This window comes from Parabacteroides sp. TM07-1AC, from assembly GCF_003480915.1.
GTDB classification, from domain to species: domain Bacteria; phylum Bacteroidota; class Bacteroidia; order Bacteroidales; family Tannerellaceae; genus Parabacteroides; species Parabacteroides chongii.
Map to the genome: position 1 here is coordinate 229,187 of NZ_QUKD01000007.1, position 16,906 is coordinate 246,092.

A 16,906-nucleotide genomic window follows, 5' to 3' on the forward strand; every position below is an offset into this window, starting at 1 on the left:
TGCCTGAATTTTATGGTGCATAACTAAAACCTCAGCTTATATCTTAATTTTTCCATGCTTCCTGAAATCCTTTTTGCTTTTCTTGCTCAAGTATCTTTTTGAAAGCCGAGACTTTTTCAGGATACTGAGACGAAAGGTTGTTCTTTTCACCAATATCCTCACGAAGATTATAAAGCTGATCTTCTTTTGAATTGCCAAGTTCCGTATTTGTCAGCTTATTATATGCAGGCCCATTGTTCGGGGTAATGTATTTCCATTCGCCGTCACTGATAGATAATGAACCGGAAGATTCGATTACATATTCACGTCCCTTCTGGCTCTTGCCGGTCAATACCGTCAGGTAGTCATGGCTATCCGATCCAGCTTCCGCGCTCATCTCCTGACCTGTCAGCTTTTCCATCGATGCGAACATATCGATATGAGAAAACAAGGCATCGGACACACCCGGTTTCACTTGTTCGGGCCAGCAAACGATAAATGGAACACGTGTTCCTGCTTCAAAGTTACTATATTTACCACCGCGAAAATCTCCCCACGGACGATGATCCCCCAATAGTTCCACTGCACGATCCGCATATCCGTCATCGACAACAGGACCATTATCGCTCGTTAGTACAATCATCGTGTTTTCATAAATACCGGCAGCTTCAAGTGCTTTTATAATTTCACCGACAGTCCAGTCGAATTGCAGGATTGCATCCCCCCGATACCCCATGCCGCTTTTATCACGAAAACGTTCATGCGGATAGCGCGGAACATGGACATCATTCGTTCCGACATACAGGAAGAAAGGAGCATCCTTATGCAGGTCGATAAACCGGACAGCCTTAGTCGCAATCGAATCGGCAATATTTTCATCTTCCCAAAGAGCCGTACCGCCTCCCTTCATATAACCTATACGAGAGATACCGTTCACTATCGCCATGTCATGCCCATGGTTAAGAGAAGGTTTCAACTTGGTTAAAAGCTCCGGATGATCTTTACCTAAAGGTTCTCCGGGGAAAGGCTCTTTATAACTGACAGATATAGGAGCCGACGGATCATAATTGGCGACTTTCTGGTTTTCCATCCACACACAGGGGACACGGTCGCCTGTTGCAGCCATCAAATAAGAATAATCAAAGCCCAGATCACCCGGTCCGGGTGTCACCGTGCCGTTCCAGTCCTGCGTACCGGCTTCTGCTCCCATCCCTAAATGCCATTTACCGATCGCACCGGTAGTATAACCGGCAGACTTGAATATATCGGCAACTGTCGTTTGTTCCGGACGAATGACCATACCCGCATCTCCTGTCGCAATCCCGGTATCGTTGCGACGCCAGCTATAAAGCCCTGTAAACAAAGAATAACGGGAAGGAGTACTGGTCGATGCGACCGCATGTGCATCTGTAAAACGTAACCCATCAGAAGCCAGCCGGTCTACATTCGGCGTACTGATACGATGGGCACCATAGCAACTCATATCACCATATCCTAAATCGTCAGCCACAATAAAGATCACATTGGGTTGTGTTTTCGCCTGCTTACTTTCACCGGATTTGGAAGCTGAACCACCACAGCCTGCAAGAGAGACCAAGCTTAATCCGTATATTAACTCCAATTTAATATTCATACTATCTCTATTTTTTTATTCGTATTTCTTTTCTTTATAATCAAAAGGCCGTCCCACTCTCATGAGACAGCCTTTGATTCCTATCATCATCCAAAATCAGTCTTCAAAGGTGTCAACGTAAATTCGGATTAATATTCTTTTCAGCCAATGGGATCGGCCAGATATCCTGTCCTTTCTGGAAACTACGTGTGTTTACATACCAACGGTTATACGGATCCGGTTGCCCGTCTTTCATCTTCATCAAGCTCTGATCCGACACATAAAACGGCGAACCGTAAATATCGGCATTCAACTTCTCTTCAGCAATACCCCAACGGAACAAATCCCACAATCTCCATCCTTCGAAAGCCAGCTCAACCATTCTTTCTTTCTGAATCAGTTTAAACAGCTTATCCGGATTCGTTTCTGTCAATGCCGGCATACCTACACTCTGACGTCCCCGAACTGCATTGATCGTCTGATCCAACAACTGCTGCGTGATCGCTTCACCACCACGAACTTTGGCTTCAAGATACATTAACAAGACATCGGCATAACGCGCCAACGGAACATTCACACCATAAGAGTTTACATTTCCACTCCAGGACTCGTCCAGATATTTACGTAAAAGATATCCCGTTTGCGTTGTCTGTCCCGGTCCGATTTTATCAGCAGTCGTGCTCTCCGGATTACAATGATACACAGTACCTCTAAAAGTAGCACCTTCATAATAAAGCGTATAATCCAGACGAGGATCACGATTCGCTCCGAAATTAGCCTTGTTGAAACGTGCATCCTCGTAGCTGAAAGGCGTTCCATCCAGAAAATCGTATGCTTCAAACAAATGGTTCGAGATATTTATCAAACACCAACCACCGTCTTTGATCGGATAAGCATGCTGCGGCAAACCCGTTCCGGCAAGATCGTCGACAAACTGAGTCGCGAAAATATGTTCGCTGCTACCTTCTCCGGACTGATAGAACAAAGTTTGATAATTCGAATCCAGCGCATTATCACCCCAGGAGATAATCTGTTCGCAAGCAGCCGCAGCATTCGTAAAATCTTCCATCACAAGATAGGTACGTGCTAGATAGACCAATGCAGCCTGAGCCGTAGCCCGTCCCTGTTCCGAAGAAGGCAAATCTTTATGACGGGGCAGTATTTCAGAAACAGCTTTCAGCTCATCTGCCGCATATTTCAGAACCTCAGCCCGTGCAGATTTTGTCACGCTATTTGCTTCCTCCAGGGTCATTGTTTTAGTTACAAGAGGAACATCATGATAAAAAGAAGCCAGATAAAAATACTGAACCGCACGGATGAAACGAGCTTCAGCTTTCATTCGTTCCATCTCTGCATTCTCATTGGTTAGTGCATCCAAACCATCAATAAAACGACAACAAGCACTTATTCGCTTATAAGGTTTCTGATAAAGATTGGTAACCCATAGATTGGTTTCCGTAATTGTTCCGGCAGTCAACTGTCCTATCGCATTATTAAAACCGCGACGATCATAACCGATATCGGATATACCATCCAAAAGAATCGTTGCGCTATATGCCCACCAGTCAGAGACATTGTAATCAACTCCCAAAGTAATACCTCCGCGATATAAACCATTCAAAGCTAATTTTACATTCGCCTCATCATGGTAAAAAGTCTCTTCACTAAAACTAGTCAACGGATAGCGATCCATGTCACAACCACCCAGCAATAACAGAGAAACTGCTGCCAGACCAATCGTTCTTATTATTTTATTTGATTTAATCATTGTATACATACTCATAACCTCCATTAAAATTTAAGATTCACGCCAAATGTAAAATTACGCAAGACAGGATAGAATTGTCCACCACTATAAGCATCGTCTTTAGCCGAGTTAATTTCAGGATCCCAGCCATCCGGATAACTATGGAATGTAAATGGGTTTTCTGCAGCCGCATAAATGCGTAAACTTGAAATCACCGAATTTTGCAACAACTTCTTCGGGAGCGTATATCCAAGCTGTATATTTTTGATACGCAGATAAGATGCATTACGAACCCAATAGTCAGAAGTCTGTGTATTATGTCCACCCGCAGTTCCGATATTTTCCAGACGTGGGTACTTCGCATAACGATTCGGATTTTCCGGATCGAAAGCTTCTTCCATCTGCCATTTCTGTACATTACCTTCTGAGAAGAATGCCCAGGCAGAATAATTATTCAGCATACCTTTCACACCGGCAACACCCTGTAAGAAGATATTCAGGTCAAAACCTTTATAAGCTGCATTCAATGAAACACCAAATGTATATTTCGGAATTCTGGAACCCAGATAAACACGGTCATAGGTCGCATCCACTTTTCCATCAGGAACACCGTCCGGACCGGAAATATCTTTGTAACGAATATCACCCGGCTTCGTATTTGCCTGGTTTCTACCGAAAGCAGACTGGTCTGTATGAGCAAACCATGCATCGATATCAGCCTGGTCTGTAAATACGCCGTCAGTCAGATAACCGTAATACATTTGCATCGGATACCCGATGAACAGATCAGAACCGTTACCAACCATGCCATTCGGTTGATCCACATTACCCACTCCCAGTGATTTCACTTCGTTATTGATAACACTAAAATTAGCATTTACGCCGTAGCTGAACTCACCGATCGTATTCCTGTGTCCTACTTCAAACTCCCAACCATGATTGAGCGCTTCACCTGTATTGACTTCGCTCATATTAAGTCCGAAAATGGAAGAAGCACTGGCATTCGGCTTAAACAAAATATCGTATGTATAACGATGGAAATAAGAGATATTGGCGCTTAGCAAGCCATTCCACAAGATAGACTCGAAACCGGCATCGACCGTACGTGTTGTTTCCCACTTCAGTTTAGGATCCGTATAGTTGACCAACTGTGCCCCTTGCTGTATAACACCTCCAAGCGGATAGTTATATTCATTACCCAGCACATACACAGAATGGTAAGCATAATTACCTATATTATTATTACCCAGGATACCAACAGAAGCTTTCAACTTCAGGTTACTAATGAACGATAGTTTTTCATTCTCCTTCATGAAATTTTCTTCCGAAATACGCCAGCCAATAGCCCCCGAAGGGAAAAATGCATAACGGGAATCCGACGGGAAACGGGAAGAACCGTCATAACGCATGGTTACTTCTGCCAGATAGCGTTCCGCATAGTTATATTGAGCACGTCCGAAAACAGACTGGATCACCCAATCTTTACCACCGCCGGTATTCGTCTGTACATCCGGTGAACCAACCGTCAGATACGGATAGTTGTTGTTCGGGAAGTTCTGACGTCCAGCTTCCAGGTCACGTTCTCTTTCGTCTTCCCAGGAATAACCGACCAATACATCCAGGTTATGCAATTCATTAAAAGTCTTCACATAATTAGCTGTCGCCTGGAATGACTTATATTCCGTATTTGTATTCTTCTCCTTCAATTTAGATGGGCCTAACGTATTGATCGTCCCATCAATATTCACCGGAAGAGTTGCTTTATAATCTTTCTCCTGTGCATTCGTAAAATTATATGCACCGGTAGCAGTCAACTTCAAACCTTTTATCGGTTCATAATCCAGACTGACAGTAGCGTTAAAGCGTTTAACGGGTTTTTCCGAAAAAGATTCGGAAGCCAGCCAGGCTTTCGGAGTACCAAAGTTTTTAACACCCGGCCCCCAGGTCCCGTCGCTAAGCATGGAGGGACGATATCCAGGGAAACGTAATCCCTGCTGGATCAGCAACAACATTCCGTCGCCATCGATAGCACCTGCCGTACCCGGCTCTTTGGTCGTTGCATGATCACCACGCATGCGGACCGTCATTTTCAAATTGTCAGTCAAATTGGAAGTCAGGTTTACACGAGCCGTATATCGGGAATAGTTGTTTCCCGGAACAATACCATCCTGACTCAAATAGCCGAATGAGGTAAAATACTGGCTGCGATCGTTACCGCCCGTAACAGATATATCATGACCGGTTTGAATACCGTTTCCGGAGAAAATATCATCGACAAACTTCTCATTAGCCCAACGGTCCGGTTGGCTGCCGTCACGCATGGCCTGGATATCTGCATCGGTAAAGCGGGTAATACCTTCAGCCTGATTCAACAAGCGGGCATAATCCCATGAATCTACATATTGAGGCAGTTCCGTCGCCCGGTTAAAACCGACATAACCGTTATAGGAAATCGCTACTTTCTGTTCTTTACCCAGCTTAGTCGTCACCAACACAACGCCATTCGCCGCACGTGCTCCATAGATCGCAGCCGTAGAAGCATCTTTCAGGACAGAAACCGATTCAATATCATTCGGATTGATGTCTGTCATATTACCAGGAATACCATCGATCAGTACCAATGCATCCGGTGTCGCACCAAAAGAACCGACACCACGCACACGGATCGTACCTGTATTATCGCCCGGACGTCCTCCCGGCTGGGTAATCGTTACACCCGGCATCTGACCGGTCAATGCGGAAACGACAGAAGAAGTTGCACGATTCTCCAGTTTCTCAGCACCTACCATCGCAATAGAACCGATCACATTCACCTTTTTCTGTGTACCGTATCCTACAACTACGACTTCATCCAATGCCTGGGAATCTTCCTTCAGAACAACGGCCAATACAGACTCATTGCCTACTTTCATTTCCTGCTCTACGTAGCCTATATAAGTAATGGATAAAACAGCTCCGGCCGGAACTTCAAGGCTAAACTTCCCGTCCAGATCCGTTACCGTTCCGTTCGTTGTTCCCTTTACAACTACATTCGCCCCGATCACAGGATATCCGGTCTGGTCGACAACTGTTCCGGTGATCTTACGGTCCTGTTGGGCTGCCTGTGCGGAAGCATCCTCATCTCTTTTGGATAAAACGATATTCACGCCCTCCAACTTAAAGGTCAACCCTGTATTTTTCAAAATAGTTTCTAAGACTTCACGGACAGAAACATCCGACACATTCACTGATACATTCTGTTTCAAATCGATGTTTCGATTTGAAATAAACAGATAGTCTGTTTGACTTTCGATAGCTTCAAGAACTTCGCTCAAATGAGCCTGTTGCTTGTTCAAACTGACTTTTGCATTTTGGGAGTTTGCCGGATTAGCAAACGTAAAAGCTGAACATAATAACAAAAAACCTGTCGTTAACTTCATAACTCTACCCGTTTGTTTTCCTCCCGAATCTTTTTCTTCCAAAGACCCAGATAAAAAAAGTTTTTTCATACCTTTGTTTACGATTTTAAATTAGTAAGTATATTTATAAATGTACTGCTTGACCGGTGGTTGTTGGCGCAACTGCCGGTCCTTTTTTTCAGCGTGTTTTTTCATGTTCTTTTCCTCATAGGCAAATCCTTTTTTTATTAGTTAATATATATAATGTTAGTTTCTTCATCGCGCTTATAGGTGAATGGGAAATCGTTCTGCAACACACGTAAGGCATGGTCCACTCCATCCGAAATACGCAGCTTCCCATTATATCCGAGATCACCGACTTTCTGGTTATTTACCACAATCCTGACATCGTAAAATTTCTCAAACAATTCCATAACAGCATCAAACGATTTATTCTCAATATAAATCAGACCGTCTTTCCAACGGCAACTATTCCCGTCGGTTGTAGAAGATACTTCCAGGCGGCCTCCCACCAACTGAGCCGTTTGTCCGGGCGAGAGAAAAACGGTTTCGGGATCTGTCGAATTATATAGTTTCACTTTTCCGTTGTAAAGCATTGTCCTAAATGCCGGCTTATCGGTATAGGCTTCTACATTGAAAGTCGTACCCAACACCTCTACATTATATTTATCTGTTTTTACAATGAAAGGTTTCTTGTCTTTTACCACCTCAAAATAAGCCTCTCCATCCAATATGATTTCTCTGTTTTTAGAAGAGAATGCGATGGGATAACGCAAAGTCGTATTGGCATTCAACCAAACACTCGTACCATCCGGCAATATAATGTTTGTCCGGTTACCGACAGGAACATGCACTGTCTGGACTGCATGCAGCAATTGTTCGTTCCGATAGGTGTCATAAGCATAGAAACCTCCCAGCAAAAACAACACCGATGCAACAATCCCCACATAACGGATGACCCGCGGAGAAAGATGAAAATGCTTTTTACGGGTCAATGCCTGTTCGTCTACCAACAAAGAAGCATCGAACCGAATCCTTTCGCTGATAAAAACCTGACGATTGGCTTCATCGCTTTCCAGCCATTGTCGTATCTCTTCTTTTTCAGCCTCCGGGCTTTGTCCTAAAAAGTAACGTGTCAATATATGTCGATCCATTTGCATCTATATTCTTTTGTGTGTACAATAATAGAGCAACCGACCGGGCAAAAATCCCAAACGACAATGGAACTTTTTTCAAAAAAAATTCAATTAAAGAATAAAAGGAGAAAGGGGACGTAGTCTTTCAGGCGATGTTTAAGATGGTCATTCGCCTTATTTATATGGTAATCGATCTTCTGCTGGGAGACACCCAACAGTTGGGCTATTTCTTTCCTTGGTTTATTTTTCAGCCTGTTTAACAAGAAGATCTCCCTGGTTTGTTCGGGTAACTCAGCCAGGGAGTCTTCTACTATTTTGAGAATATCTTTTGTGAAAATAGTTGCATAGCTTTCACTCTCCAACGTCTGGATACGCATATCGATCTCCCAGTCGTACAGATTGGCGTAATTCTTACTATACTCCCATTCTACTTGCACATGCTTCAGGTAATTAAGGCATTTATTCTTTACCGACTGAAGTATATAACCTAACACATCCATGTCTGCGGCCAGCTTATGCCGATTTTCCCAATAATAAAGCAATGCATCATGGGTCATGTCTTCAGCTGTCGGTTCATCATTCACATAATAATAGGCATACCGTACAAAACGCTGATGATACGTATTGTAAAACGTTGCAAAGTTCATTTCAGAATTGACTTCCAAAGGATTTATTATGTGTCTATAGGTACTCAAAGATGTATTAGTTTTCTCACTATGCAAAAATAACAATTTTTATGACAATTACTACTAAACCGATCAAAGTTGTTAGAAGACATCAGAGAAGAACGGTTTCAGCGGATTACCCTTTGCATCCTCCGGATAAAGTGCCCCTTCAGCTTCAAGCTGGGCACTCATGGCTTGCACCATAGCCTTCACACGACTTTTGTCACGAAGCGAGAGATCAAGCGTTTCGCCCGGGTCCTTCTTCAGGTTATATAAACGGTAACGGGGCTCGGCGGGCCTTTCCGGATTATAATAATAAATCAGTTTCCAATCGCCATCGATGTAGGTCGTGAAATAACTTCCGCGATGTTCGTGGGGAAAATGCATCAATACCTTTTCCGAACGGATATTGTTCTTTTTTCCTTCCAGCTGAACGCGCAAGTCCACACCGTCAACCGCATGTCCTTTGGGATTATCAGCTCCGGCAAGGGACAAAACAGTCGGATAGATATCCATCACCGTACCCAGCTGGCGTTGAATGCCGCCTATTTCAATCGGTAGTTTCTTTTGATTCGAATTTTGAGAATCCGGCTTTCCCCAGCAAGCAATGAACGGAACACGGACACCGCCCTCATACTCCGTGCCTTTCTTTCCACGCAACGGAGCAGAAGAGGTATAGCCTTTATCGTCTCCGAGAGGAGCATCGGAACCGTTGTCTCCCAGGAACAGAATCAATGTATTTTCTGCTATTCCCAGCTCTTCCAGGTGATCCATAATATCGCCCAACGATTTATCCATGCCTTCTATCAGCGTAGCGAAATCGGCTGCCACCTTCGGTTTTCCCGTATACCGGTAATGTTCGGCAAAACGCTTATCGGGTTCAAACGGACCATGTACTGCGTAATGAGACATATACAGGAAGAAAGGTTTCTTCTCGCCTACCGCTTCATTGATCTGTTTGTTAGCTTCCAAAGTCAACGCCTCACTCAAAAAGACATCCGTGCCATGATATTTCTCCAGTCCCGGCACGGCACGGCTTTTATTTCCTTTGATGTTTCCGTAACCGTTCTCTCCGTAGTAACTTCCCGGTTGTCCGATTGAAGAGCCTGCGATATTCACGTCGAAGCCGATATTGCGGGGATTTTCCCCCTCACTGGCCTGGCAGCCGAAATGAGCCTTGCCGACATGGATCGTCTTATATCCGGCATCATGCAGAACACGGGGTAAAGTAACATCACTTTTCGTCAGCCCTTTCCAATTCCAACCTTCCGGTCCGAACGGAGTTTTGTTGTTACTTTCCGAATTGATCCAGTTGGTCGTACCGTGCCGGGTCGAGTTTTGTCCGGTCATAATAGAGGCACGCGACGGCGAACTGACGCTTTGAGCATAGAAAGTCGAGAAACGAATACCCTGACGCGCCATTCGTTCCATGTTGGGTGTCTGATACCAGTCGTTCAACGGATGACGAACCGGATTACCCTCCGCATCTGTCAAGAAAGGCAGCGAAGTATCCATCAATCCCATATCATCGACCAGGAAAACAATGATGTTCGGACGCTCCTGAGCCATCATCGGCTGGGCGCCCAAAAGCAATAAAGTTGATACACAAAGAGTTTTTTTCATACCATTTGATTTATATGTCTATTTTTGTAACCAGCGATTCAAATGATTTCCGGGAGCCGCCACGACGAACTTATAGAGCTTCGAAGAGGGCAAGGTTTGCAGATCGACCGTATATTTCGTCGCTCCGGCAGGAAGCTCGGCTACCTTTATCCACTCGTCTTTGCCGCCCTCCTTAAATTTGTTTCCGGCAGCGGCATAGACCGTAACAGGGACGTTTCCGGAATAAGACTTCCAGGATAGTTCCACCGTATTGTCATAAGGCATAGTCTGTAAATCGTAAATATCCGCCTTACCGATGAACGGCATGCCATCCTGTTCCCAAAGGACAGCCTGCGGGACTTCGAAGCCCAGGTAACGACAAATGGAAGGGGCAATGTCCGTGATAGCCAATCCGCCTGCCGTGAAATGGCTGTTTACCGGAACATTCGTCGAAATCCAGGTAGTACGTTCGCGCCAGGACTGCCCACCATGTCCGTGACCGTTCTCGCCACGGCCGTGATCGGTCGTTACGACGATCATCCATTCTTCATCGAAATTGGCTTCGCGATACTTGACGGCTTCCCAAATACGGGCAACCTGGTCGTCCGCCTTCCGCACATATTCATCGAAGAAAGCGCCGTTGCCGGCAATATGTCCCGCATCGTCGGTGTACCACAAATACACCCAGCTCAGATCGGGTGCATCCTTACGGATTCCTTCCGCGGCATCTTTCGAGATTTGTTCGTCGATGTCGAAGATATGCAAGTCCTTCTCCTTCTTCGGGAAACGGATCGTATCCAGGTCGTAGCCGTCTTTCACATAATCTATTTTCAGATGGTTTGTTTCCTTCTTTCCCTCTCCGATCAGGACTGTACGATTGTCCGTCCAGCTGGAATAGATGGCTGTTTTATAGTCTTTCGGCTGTTCTTTGGCAATCCGGAAGATAGTCCAGTAGTTATAATTGGGCTGCAGGTCGGAGTTACCGCCTACATTATGTTTGTTAAACCAAGTGGCTGTCAGCAAATTGGTATAGCCGATAGCAGAAATCGTTGCCGTTTGAGAATATTGTCCTATCTCACCGCCCGTATAAGCCCTCGCATACGCTCCCCTGGAAGCGATATCGAATATGGCGGGCGTGTGAAGCCGCTCGATCTGATCGGCAGGAACCCCGTCAATGATTATATACACGGCTTTCTTGGTTTTCGCAAACAAACTGGTGCAACACAGGCATACCAGCAACAAATAATAAATACGTCTCATAACTATCTCCCCTTAATGTTTACTAATGAAGTCCTAAAAGTACACATTTCTTTTGTTTAATGAAATAAAGAGCAGGACTTATCAAACTAACCGGCAGGATACGACTATTTAATTCGCTTATCGTATACTTTTACAATTTTCCTCCTCTATTTTTTTGCTTTTGAGCTAGCTCAAAATTAATTTCGGGCTAGCATAAATTTAATTTCGAGCATGCTAAAAATTAAATTCAAGCATGCCAAAACGAATAAAAATACGGGAGGAAAGAACTACTTAGTCGTATCTAAAAGATTAAAATATCAGCATCTCCGTTCTAATTGTTTGCCTACCTTTGTGTCCGGAACAATGACATACCGATCACGGTTATAAAAGGAAAACGATTATGAGACGCAAACTGTTTTTTACGACCTTACTTATTTCATTGGCTATCAGCATTTATGCACAATACGTACCCGATGTGCTGGGAGACGGATACCTGCGGCGTACGTTTCAGATGCCCGACGATTATGAAGGGAAAGTGGTCTGCACATTGGTAAAAAAGCCCCGGCTGACGGATGTGAAACAGGCAGTATTATATATCCACGGTTATAACGACTATTTCTTCCAAAAGCAGTTGGGAGACAGCGTGAATGCGCATGGTTACAACTTCTACGCGATGGATCTGAGGAAATACGGGCGCTCGATCCTGCCGAACCAAAATCCTTTTTTCTGCAAAAGCCTTACGGAATATTTCGCCGACATCGATACGGCACTGGCAACCATACGGTCGGAAGGGAACGACAAGATACTGCTGATGGCGCATTCAACAGGCGGATTGATCACCCCGCTCTATCTGGATAGTAAAAAAGGAAACCTCCCGGTAGACGGACTGATACTGAACAGTCCTTTCCTGGACTGGAACTTCGGTTGGTTTATGGAGAAGGTGGCTATTCCGGCCGTCGCATTTATCGGGCGGTTCTTCCCTAACCTGACCGTACAGGGCGAAGGCGACGCATCATACGCACACAGTCTCCTAAAACAATTCAAAGGGGAATGGGAATATGATACAAACTGGAAAATGATCAACGGACACCCTAAAAAGGCGGGGTGGATAAAAGCGATCCAGGAAGGACAGCAGAAAGTCCGGAAAGGGCTGAAGCTGGATTGCCCGATCCTTGTGATGTCGTCCAACCGGTCTTATCCGGAGACAGAGGAGTGGCACAACGAATACCTGTCGTCCGATATCGTGCTCAATGTGCATGATATTCAGAAGTATGCGCCTAAACTGGGAAACTATGTCACACGCGACACGATCGTGGGCGGCATACACGATCTGATCCTCTCGGAAAAACCTTCCCGTGATCATACTTACCTAACGGTATTCAGCTGGATGACGGAAAAGAACTTCTGATTATTTTCTTCGCAAAGCGGATATGTGCTGCTTGCTCAGATTGTTCATATCTTCCAGGATATAACGGTTGACATAGCTAAAGCTGAAACGGAAGAAATAATCGCGCAACGTTCCGGTATTGGCAGGAGAAGCCAGGCTGTGGAGGTGGTTCAAAGCGATGAAAGTATAGCCCTCACGAGGGATACGGTTGTAAAATTCGATCTTGGTGCGGTCCAGGGCAATGATATCTCCGTCACTTTCCGCGAAACCGTTCATGGCTTCCTCCCAGGTTATCTGCGTATGGTCTTTATAAACGGCCCAGCGGTATACGTCCTTGCCGTTCACCTTTTCCGGCAAGGTGTTCGAATGGTGGACCAGGATATAGTCGTTCCGCATGTCATTGTCGCTATGAATCCAAATATCCAGCACTTTATACTGGGCGGAGTTATCGAACTTGATATATCCGTTCTTGCATATCTGCGGGGAAAAGATATTCCGCTCCACATCCGTAAAGTAAATCAGATTGCTGCCGAAAAAGTCTTTTCGGGATACAAATTCGGAGAAGAGCTTGTTGATCTTCGTCTGGTCGGAGCAATGGACAAACTCAGGCAGTTCCTTAGGAAAGTTCTTCCTGCATATCAGGCTGAACTCTTTCAGCAACTCGTTCGGATCGCGCTCTTTCTGAATCTCGACGAAAGACAAGATCTCATCTACCGAACGGAAGCGCCGGCTGCTATCTTCGGTCAGACAGCGTTCCACAATCTCATCATACATCTTCAAAGACGGAAATACCTTGCTTACGGCTGCGTCATTACCGGTATTGCCAAAGGCATACCATTGCAGCACCTCTCCTATCGCGGTAATGTCGGAACAACCGGAATCACTGCTTTCAACAATAGAGACATCGGTCAATACAAACTCATGATGATCGTCCACCAGGATATTGCGCGGTCTGATCGCCCCGTGGCAGATTCCCATACTATGTAGGAAATGCACAGTATTGGTCAGAAAGCGGAACAGCTTGAGAAAGGTATCCACTGAAAGAATATTCCTGTATTCTTCCAGCGAACATTTATACAACTTCATGACCAGGACGGGAATCTCCTCTCCGTGTATGGTCACAATATCAAAGTCGGCATACTGTACAATGTTATTTCTTGTTTCCAAAAGAGAGAGTGTCAGATATCGAGCTTTAAGCTTATTTAACCATATAACCTTTCCCTCATCATCTCCTTTGAATAAAAAGAATTTCAAGGCAACGTCGTTTCCATTCATTCGGGCTTTGAAGACTATGCCCGTTTCCCCCTTTCCCAAAGGCAGGGAATCTAACTGGCATTCTCCCAAAGATAATGAAATTCTATACTTTTCAAGTTCCAGAAATTCAAAAAATAGTTGCTTATCATCCATATTAAACGTTGTAAATCAAGCTGTGACAACAAAGATACAATTATATTTGTATTTTTATAATGCTTAAGCTTCTTTTTTAAATGCGCCTGTAGCAGCATTATAATTATCATTACCTTTGTTGCGGACAAAATTTAATTAGAATGAAAGCCTTACATAGCATATTAGCCGGAATAATTTTGCTCAGCATTTCAGCGCATGGTTATTCCCAAATCAACAAGACGCAAGATTCCACCATTTATAAAGTAGAGCTGTTCGGTTCTGCCGCCACCAGTTCAAACACGCCGTTCTGGATGGTTAGCAACCGGTACGGAGTTGTCCCTCTAGATGCAGGGAACGTTTTTTTAGATGCCGGAGTGTTCCACAATCAGCATTTTGGGAATAAGTTCCGCTGGGGTGCCGGACTGGACGTTATTGCTGCCGTCCCGCGCCATCGCAATGTGTTTATTCAGCAGGCTTATGCGGAAATCGGATACCGGAGTTTACTGCTTAGCGTCGGTAGCAAAGAACGCTATAATTCGTTATGGGACCGCAATCTGAGCTCTGGCGATATGGTACAATCTCCCAATGCGCGCCCTATTCCGGAAGTCAACCTGAGCATGCCGGAGTTTACCGTTGTCCCCTGGACAAAGGGTTTGCTGCAGGTCAGAGGGGATTTTGCCATGGGCAGATCGTTCGATACCGATTATCTGGAGGATTTTGCCAATGTAAAACAAACGTATGTAAAGAATGTGTTATGGCATCATAAATCCTTTTTCCTCCGCATCAAGGATACAAGAAATGATTTCCCGTTGTCTTTCACGATGGGTGCACAACACTTCGCCCAGTGGGGAGGGACATCGACCAATCCCAAGATAGGTAAACAGCCTCAGTCTTTTAAAGACATGATACGTGTCATTTTCGGACAAAAAGGAGGAGAGGACGCCACTCTGTCGGATCAGATCAATGTATTGGGAAGCCATTACGGTTCCTTCGATTTCAAATTAAGTTACACGACAAAAGATTGGGGAGGACATTTTTACTACCAACATTACTTCAATGACAAATCAGGCATAGAGTTTGCCAACAAAAGCGACGGGCTATGGGGGATACAAATAGATCTGCCGGCTACTCCGTGGTTGAGCAAAATAGTCGGTGAATATCTGGTTACGATGAACCAAAGTGGTCCTATGCATTTTATCGATTTTGACCACGACAAATGGGAAGGCGGACGCGGAGGCGGAAACGATGATTATTATAACAATGGGGAATATCTGACAGGTTTCTCCTATTTCAACCGGGGAATAGGTTCACCGTTGATCCCTGCGCCTGAATATAACGAAGATGGTATTCTCGGTTTCAAGAACAACCGGGTTAAAAGCTGGCATATAGGAGCTGAAGGTTCTATTAATGCGCTTCTCTCCTACCGTGTATTGTTCACGGCGATGAACGGTTGGGGCACCTCCTACTTACCGTTCTTGAACAAAAAGTACGGCACTTCCACTCTGATAGATATCAACTACACGCACCCGCAGTTAAAAGGCTGGTTGTTCACCGGCTCTGTCGCTGCTGATTCCGGAACGATGATAGGGAAAGGTGTCGGTTTCAGTTTGGGCGTGACTAAAACCGGCCTGCTGAAAGCCTGGAAGTAATTTCATTTATACTTATCCCATAAAGCGGAAGCAATAATCTCCTGCGTATGATCCGCAAACTGCTGCATGCTTTTATGGGATGAATCCATATCGTTTGTCGAAATAGCCGGATGGATCACCATTTCCATCTTATGACGGTGTACATTCAGTGAACCGATCGGCAGGACATCGAAAGGTCCGTTCAGCGTGATCGGCAGGATAGGCAAATGCTGGTCGAACGCCATCTGATAGGCCCCTTTCTTAAACCGGATCATTTTGCCGGTATACGTACGCGATCCTTCCGGAAATACGACCACCGAAGCACCGTTCTTCAGACAACGTTCGGCTTCCTGTACACTACGGATAGCGGCTTTAGGGGTTGAGTTATCCACAAAAATAAACCCGGCAGCCCGGCAGGCAGCCCCGACAAAAGGAATCTTTCCAATGCCTGCTTTCATAACCCATTTAATGGGAACTCCCAAAAAACCATAAATCAGAAAAATATCAAATGCTCCCTGATGGTTCGCCACGAATACATACGATTGCTTACGGTCTATATTCTCCCGTCCCTTTACTTTCACCGGACAAAGTGCCAGATAACATGTCAGTCGCGACCAGATCATCCCCGGGTAATAAGCGAAAATCTTTTCTCCTCCCAATAGACAACCAATAATAACGGTTAAGGCTGTAACGATAGTAAGCACCACAAAGACAGGTACGAAAAACAGCCATAAATAAACCAAGTAAAGTATTCGTAGCATATATAACTGTATTGATACTACAAATATAGGAGCTAAATTCGATGGTTTCATTATTTTTATTCTAAAATATTTTTGCAATCGGGTTATTATTACTTTATTTGCGGTAGAAAAGAAAATAATTATAAAAACATCTATAACCATGAACGAATTAGTTAAAAATCTTGGGGTAATCGTGCTCTTAATCGGTGTAATCATTCTTGCTGTACCGGCTATTACCGGAGGTGTAACTAACACTATCCTTATTGCAGGTTTGGCTATTATCATCATTGGTTACATCGGTCACATTGTTATCAACAAGAAAGTGCAGTAACACACAAGCTCAAAAATTAAAAAAGGGATCGTTTCTATTATCAAGAAACGATCCCT

At 44.6% G+C, this 16,906-nt stretch carries 12 protein-coding genes; 3 read left to right on the top strand and 9 right to left on the bottom strand.

Features of this window, described 5'->3' with window-relative positions:
- Positions 1-43 precede the first annotated feature (43 nt).
- The 7 genes from DXD68_RS15355 to DXD68_RS15385 all read right to left on the bottom strand — a co-directional run bounded on the left by DXD68_RS15355 (position 44) and on the right by DXD68_RS15385 (position 11,399).
- Positions 44-1,612: a sulfatase family protein gene (locus tag DXD68_RS15355; protein ID WP_122362418.1), complete on the bottom strand. Its 1,569-nt coding sequence runs from the start codon at positions 1,610-1,612 to the stop codon at positions 44-46.
- 112 nt (positions 1,613-1,724) lie between these two features.
- Positions 1,725-3,359 (bottom strand): RagB/SusD family nutrient uptake outer membrane protein, encoded by a 1,635-nt coding sequence (locus DXD68_RS15360; protein ID WP_233577173.1) that lies wholly within the window; start codon positions 3,357-3,359, stop codon positions 1,725-1,727.
- Positions 3,360-3,382: 23 nt separating this feature from the next.
- On the bottom strand, positions 3,383-6,757 hold the full coding sequence (locus DXD68_RS15365) for a SusC/RagA family TonB-linked outer membrane protein (protein WP_122362487.1): 3,375 nt from the start codon (positions 6,755-6,757) through the stop codon (positions 3,383-3,385).
- A gap of 206 nt (positions 6,758-6,963) precedes the next feature.
- Complete coding sequence (locus tag DXD68_RS15370; protein WP_158585898.1) at positions 6,964-7,890, bottom strand: FecR family protein; 927 nt, start codon at positions 7,888-7,890, stop codon at positions 6,964-6,966.
- 89 nt (positions 7,891-7,979) lie between these two features.
- Positions 7,980-8,537 carry an RNA polymerase sigma-70 factor gene (locus DXD68_RS15375; RefSeq protein ID WP_233577175.1) on the bottom strand — a complete coding sequence of 186 codons (558 nt, stop codon included), beginning with the start codon at positions 8,535-8,537 and terminating at the stop codon, positions 7,980-7,982.
- 102 nt (positions 8,538-8,639) lie between these two features.
- Positions 8,640-10,160, bottom strand: a complete 1,521-nt coding sequence (locus tag DXD68_RS15380) for a sulfatase (RefSeq protein ID WP_122362420.1) — start codon at positions 10,158-10,160, stop codon at positions 8,640-8,642.
- An 18-nt stretch (positions 10,161-10,178) separates the two neighbouring features.
- Positions 10,179-11,399: an alkaline phosphatase family protein gene (locus tag DXD68_RS15385; RefSeq protein WP_122362421.1), complete on the bottom strand. Its 1,221-nt coding sequence runs from the start codon at positions 11,397-11,399 to the stop codon at positions 10,179-10,181.
- A 379-nt stretch (positions 11,400-11,778) separates the two neighbouring features.
- Here DXD68_RS15385 and DXD68_RS15390 point away from each other — a divergent pair, with 379 nt between their 5' ends.
- Positions 11,779-12,786 (top strand): alpha/beta hydrolase, encoded by a 1,008-nt coding sequence (locus tag DXD68_RS15390; protein ID WP_122362422.1) that lies wholly within the window; start codon positions 11,779-11,781, stop codon positions 12,784-12,786.
- On the opposite strand, the gene DXD68_RS15395 is transcribed toward DXD68_RS15390, so the two are convergent.
- On the bottom strand, positions 12,787-14,172 hold the full coding sequence (locus tag DXD68_RS15395) for a protein kinase domain-containing protein (RefSeq protein ID WP_122362423.1): 1,386 nt from the start codon (positions 14,170-14,172) through the stop codon (positions 12,787-12,789).
- Positions 14,173-14,312: 140 nt separating this feature from the next.
- On the opposite strand from DXD68_RS15395, the gene DXD68_RS15400 reads away from it, so the two are divergent.
- Complete coding sequence (locus tag DXD68_RS15400) at positions 14,313-15,800, top strand: capsule assembly Wzi family protein (protein ID WP_122362424.1); 1,488 nt, start codon at positions 14,313-14,315, stop codon at positions 15,798-15,800.
- A gap of 2 nt (positions 15,801-15,802) precedes the next feature.
- Here DXD68_RS15400 and DXD68_RS15405 read toward each other — a convergent pair whose 3' ends face one another.
- Positions 15,803-16,540, bottom strand: a complete 738-nt coding sequence (locus DXD68_RS15405; RefSeq protein WP_122362488.1) for a lysophospholipid acyltransferase family protein — start codon at positions 16,538-16,540, stop codon at positions 15,803-15,805.
- 139 nt (positions 16,541-16,679) lie between these two features.
- Here DXD68_RS15405 and DXD68_RS24310 point away from each other — a divergent pair, with 139 nt between their 5' ends.
- Positions 16,680-16,850: a hypothetical protein gene (locus DXD68_RS24310; RefSeq protein ID WP_199715697.1), complete on the top strand. Its 171-nt coding sequence runs from the start codon at positions 16,680-16,682 to the stop codon at positions 16,848-16,850.
- Positions 16,851-16,906 lie beyond the last annotated feature (56 nt).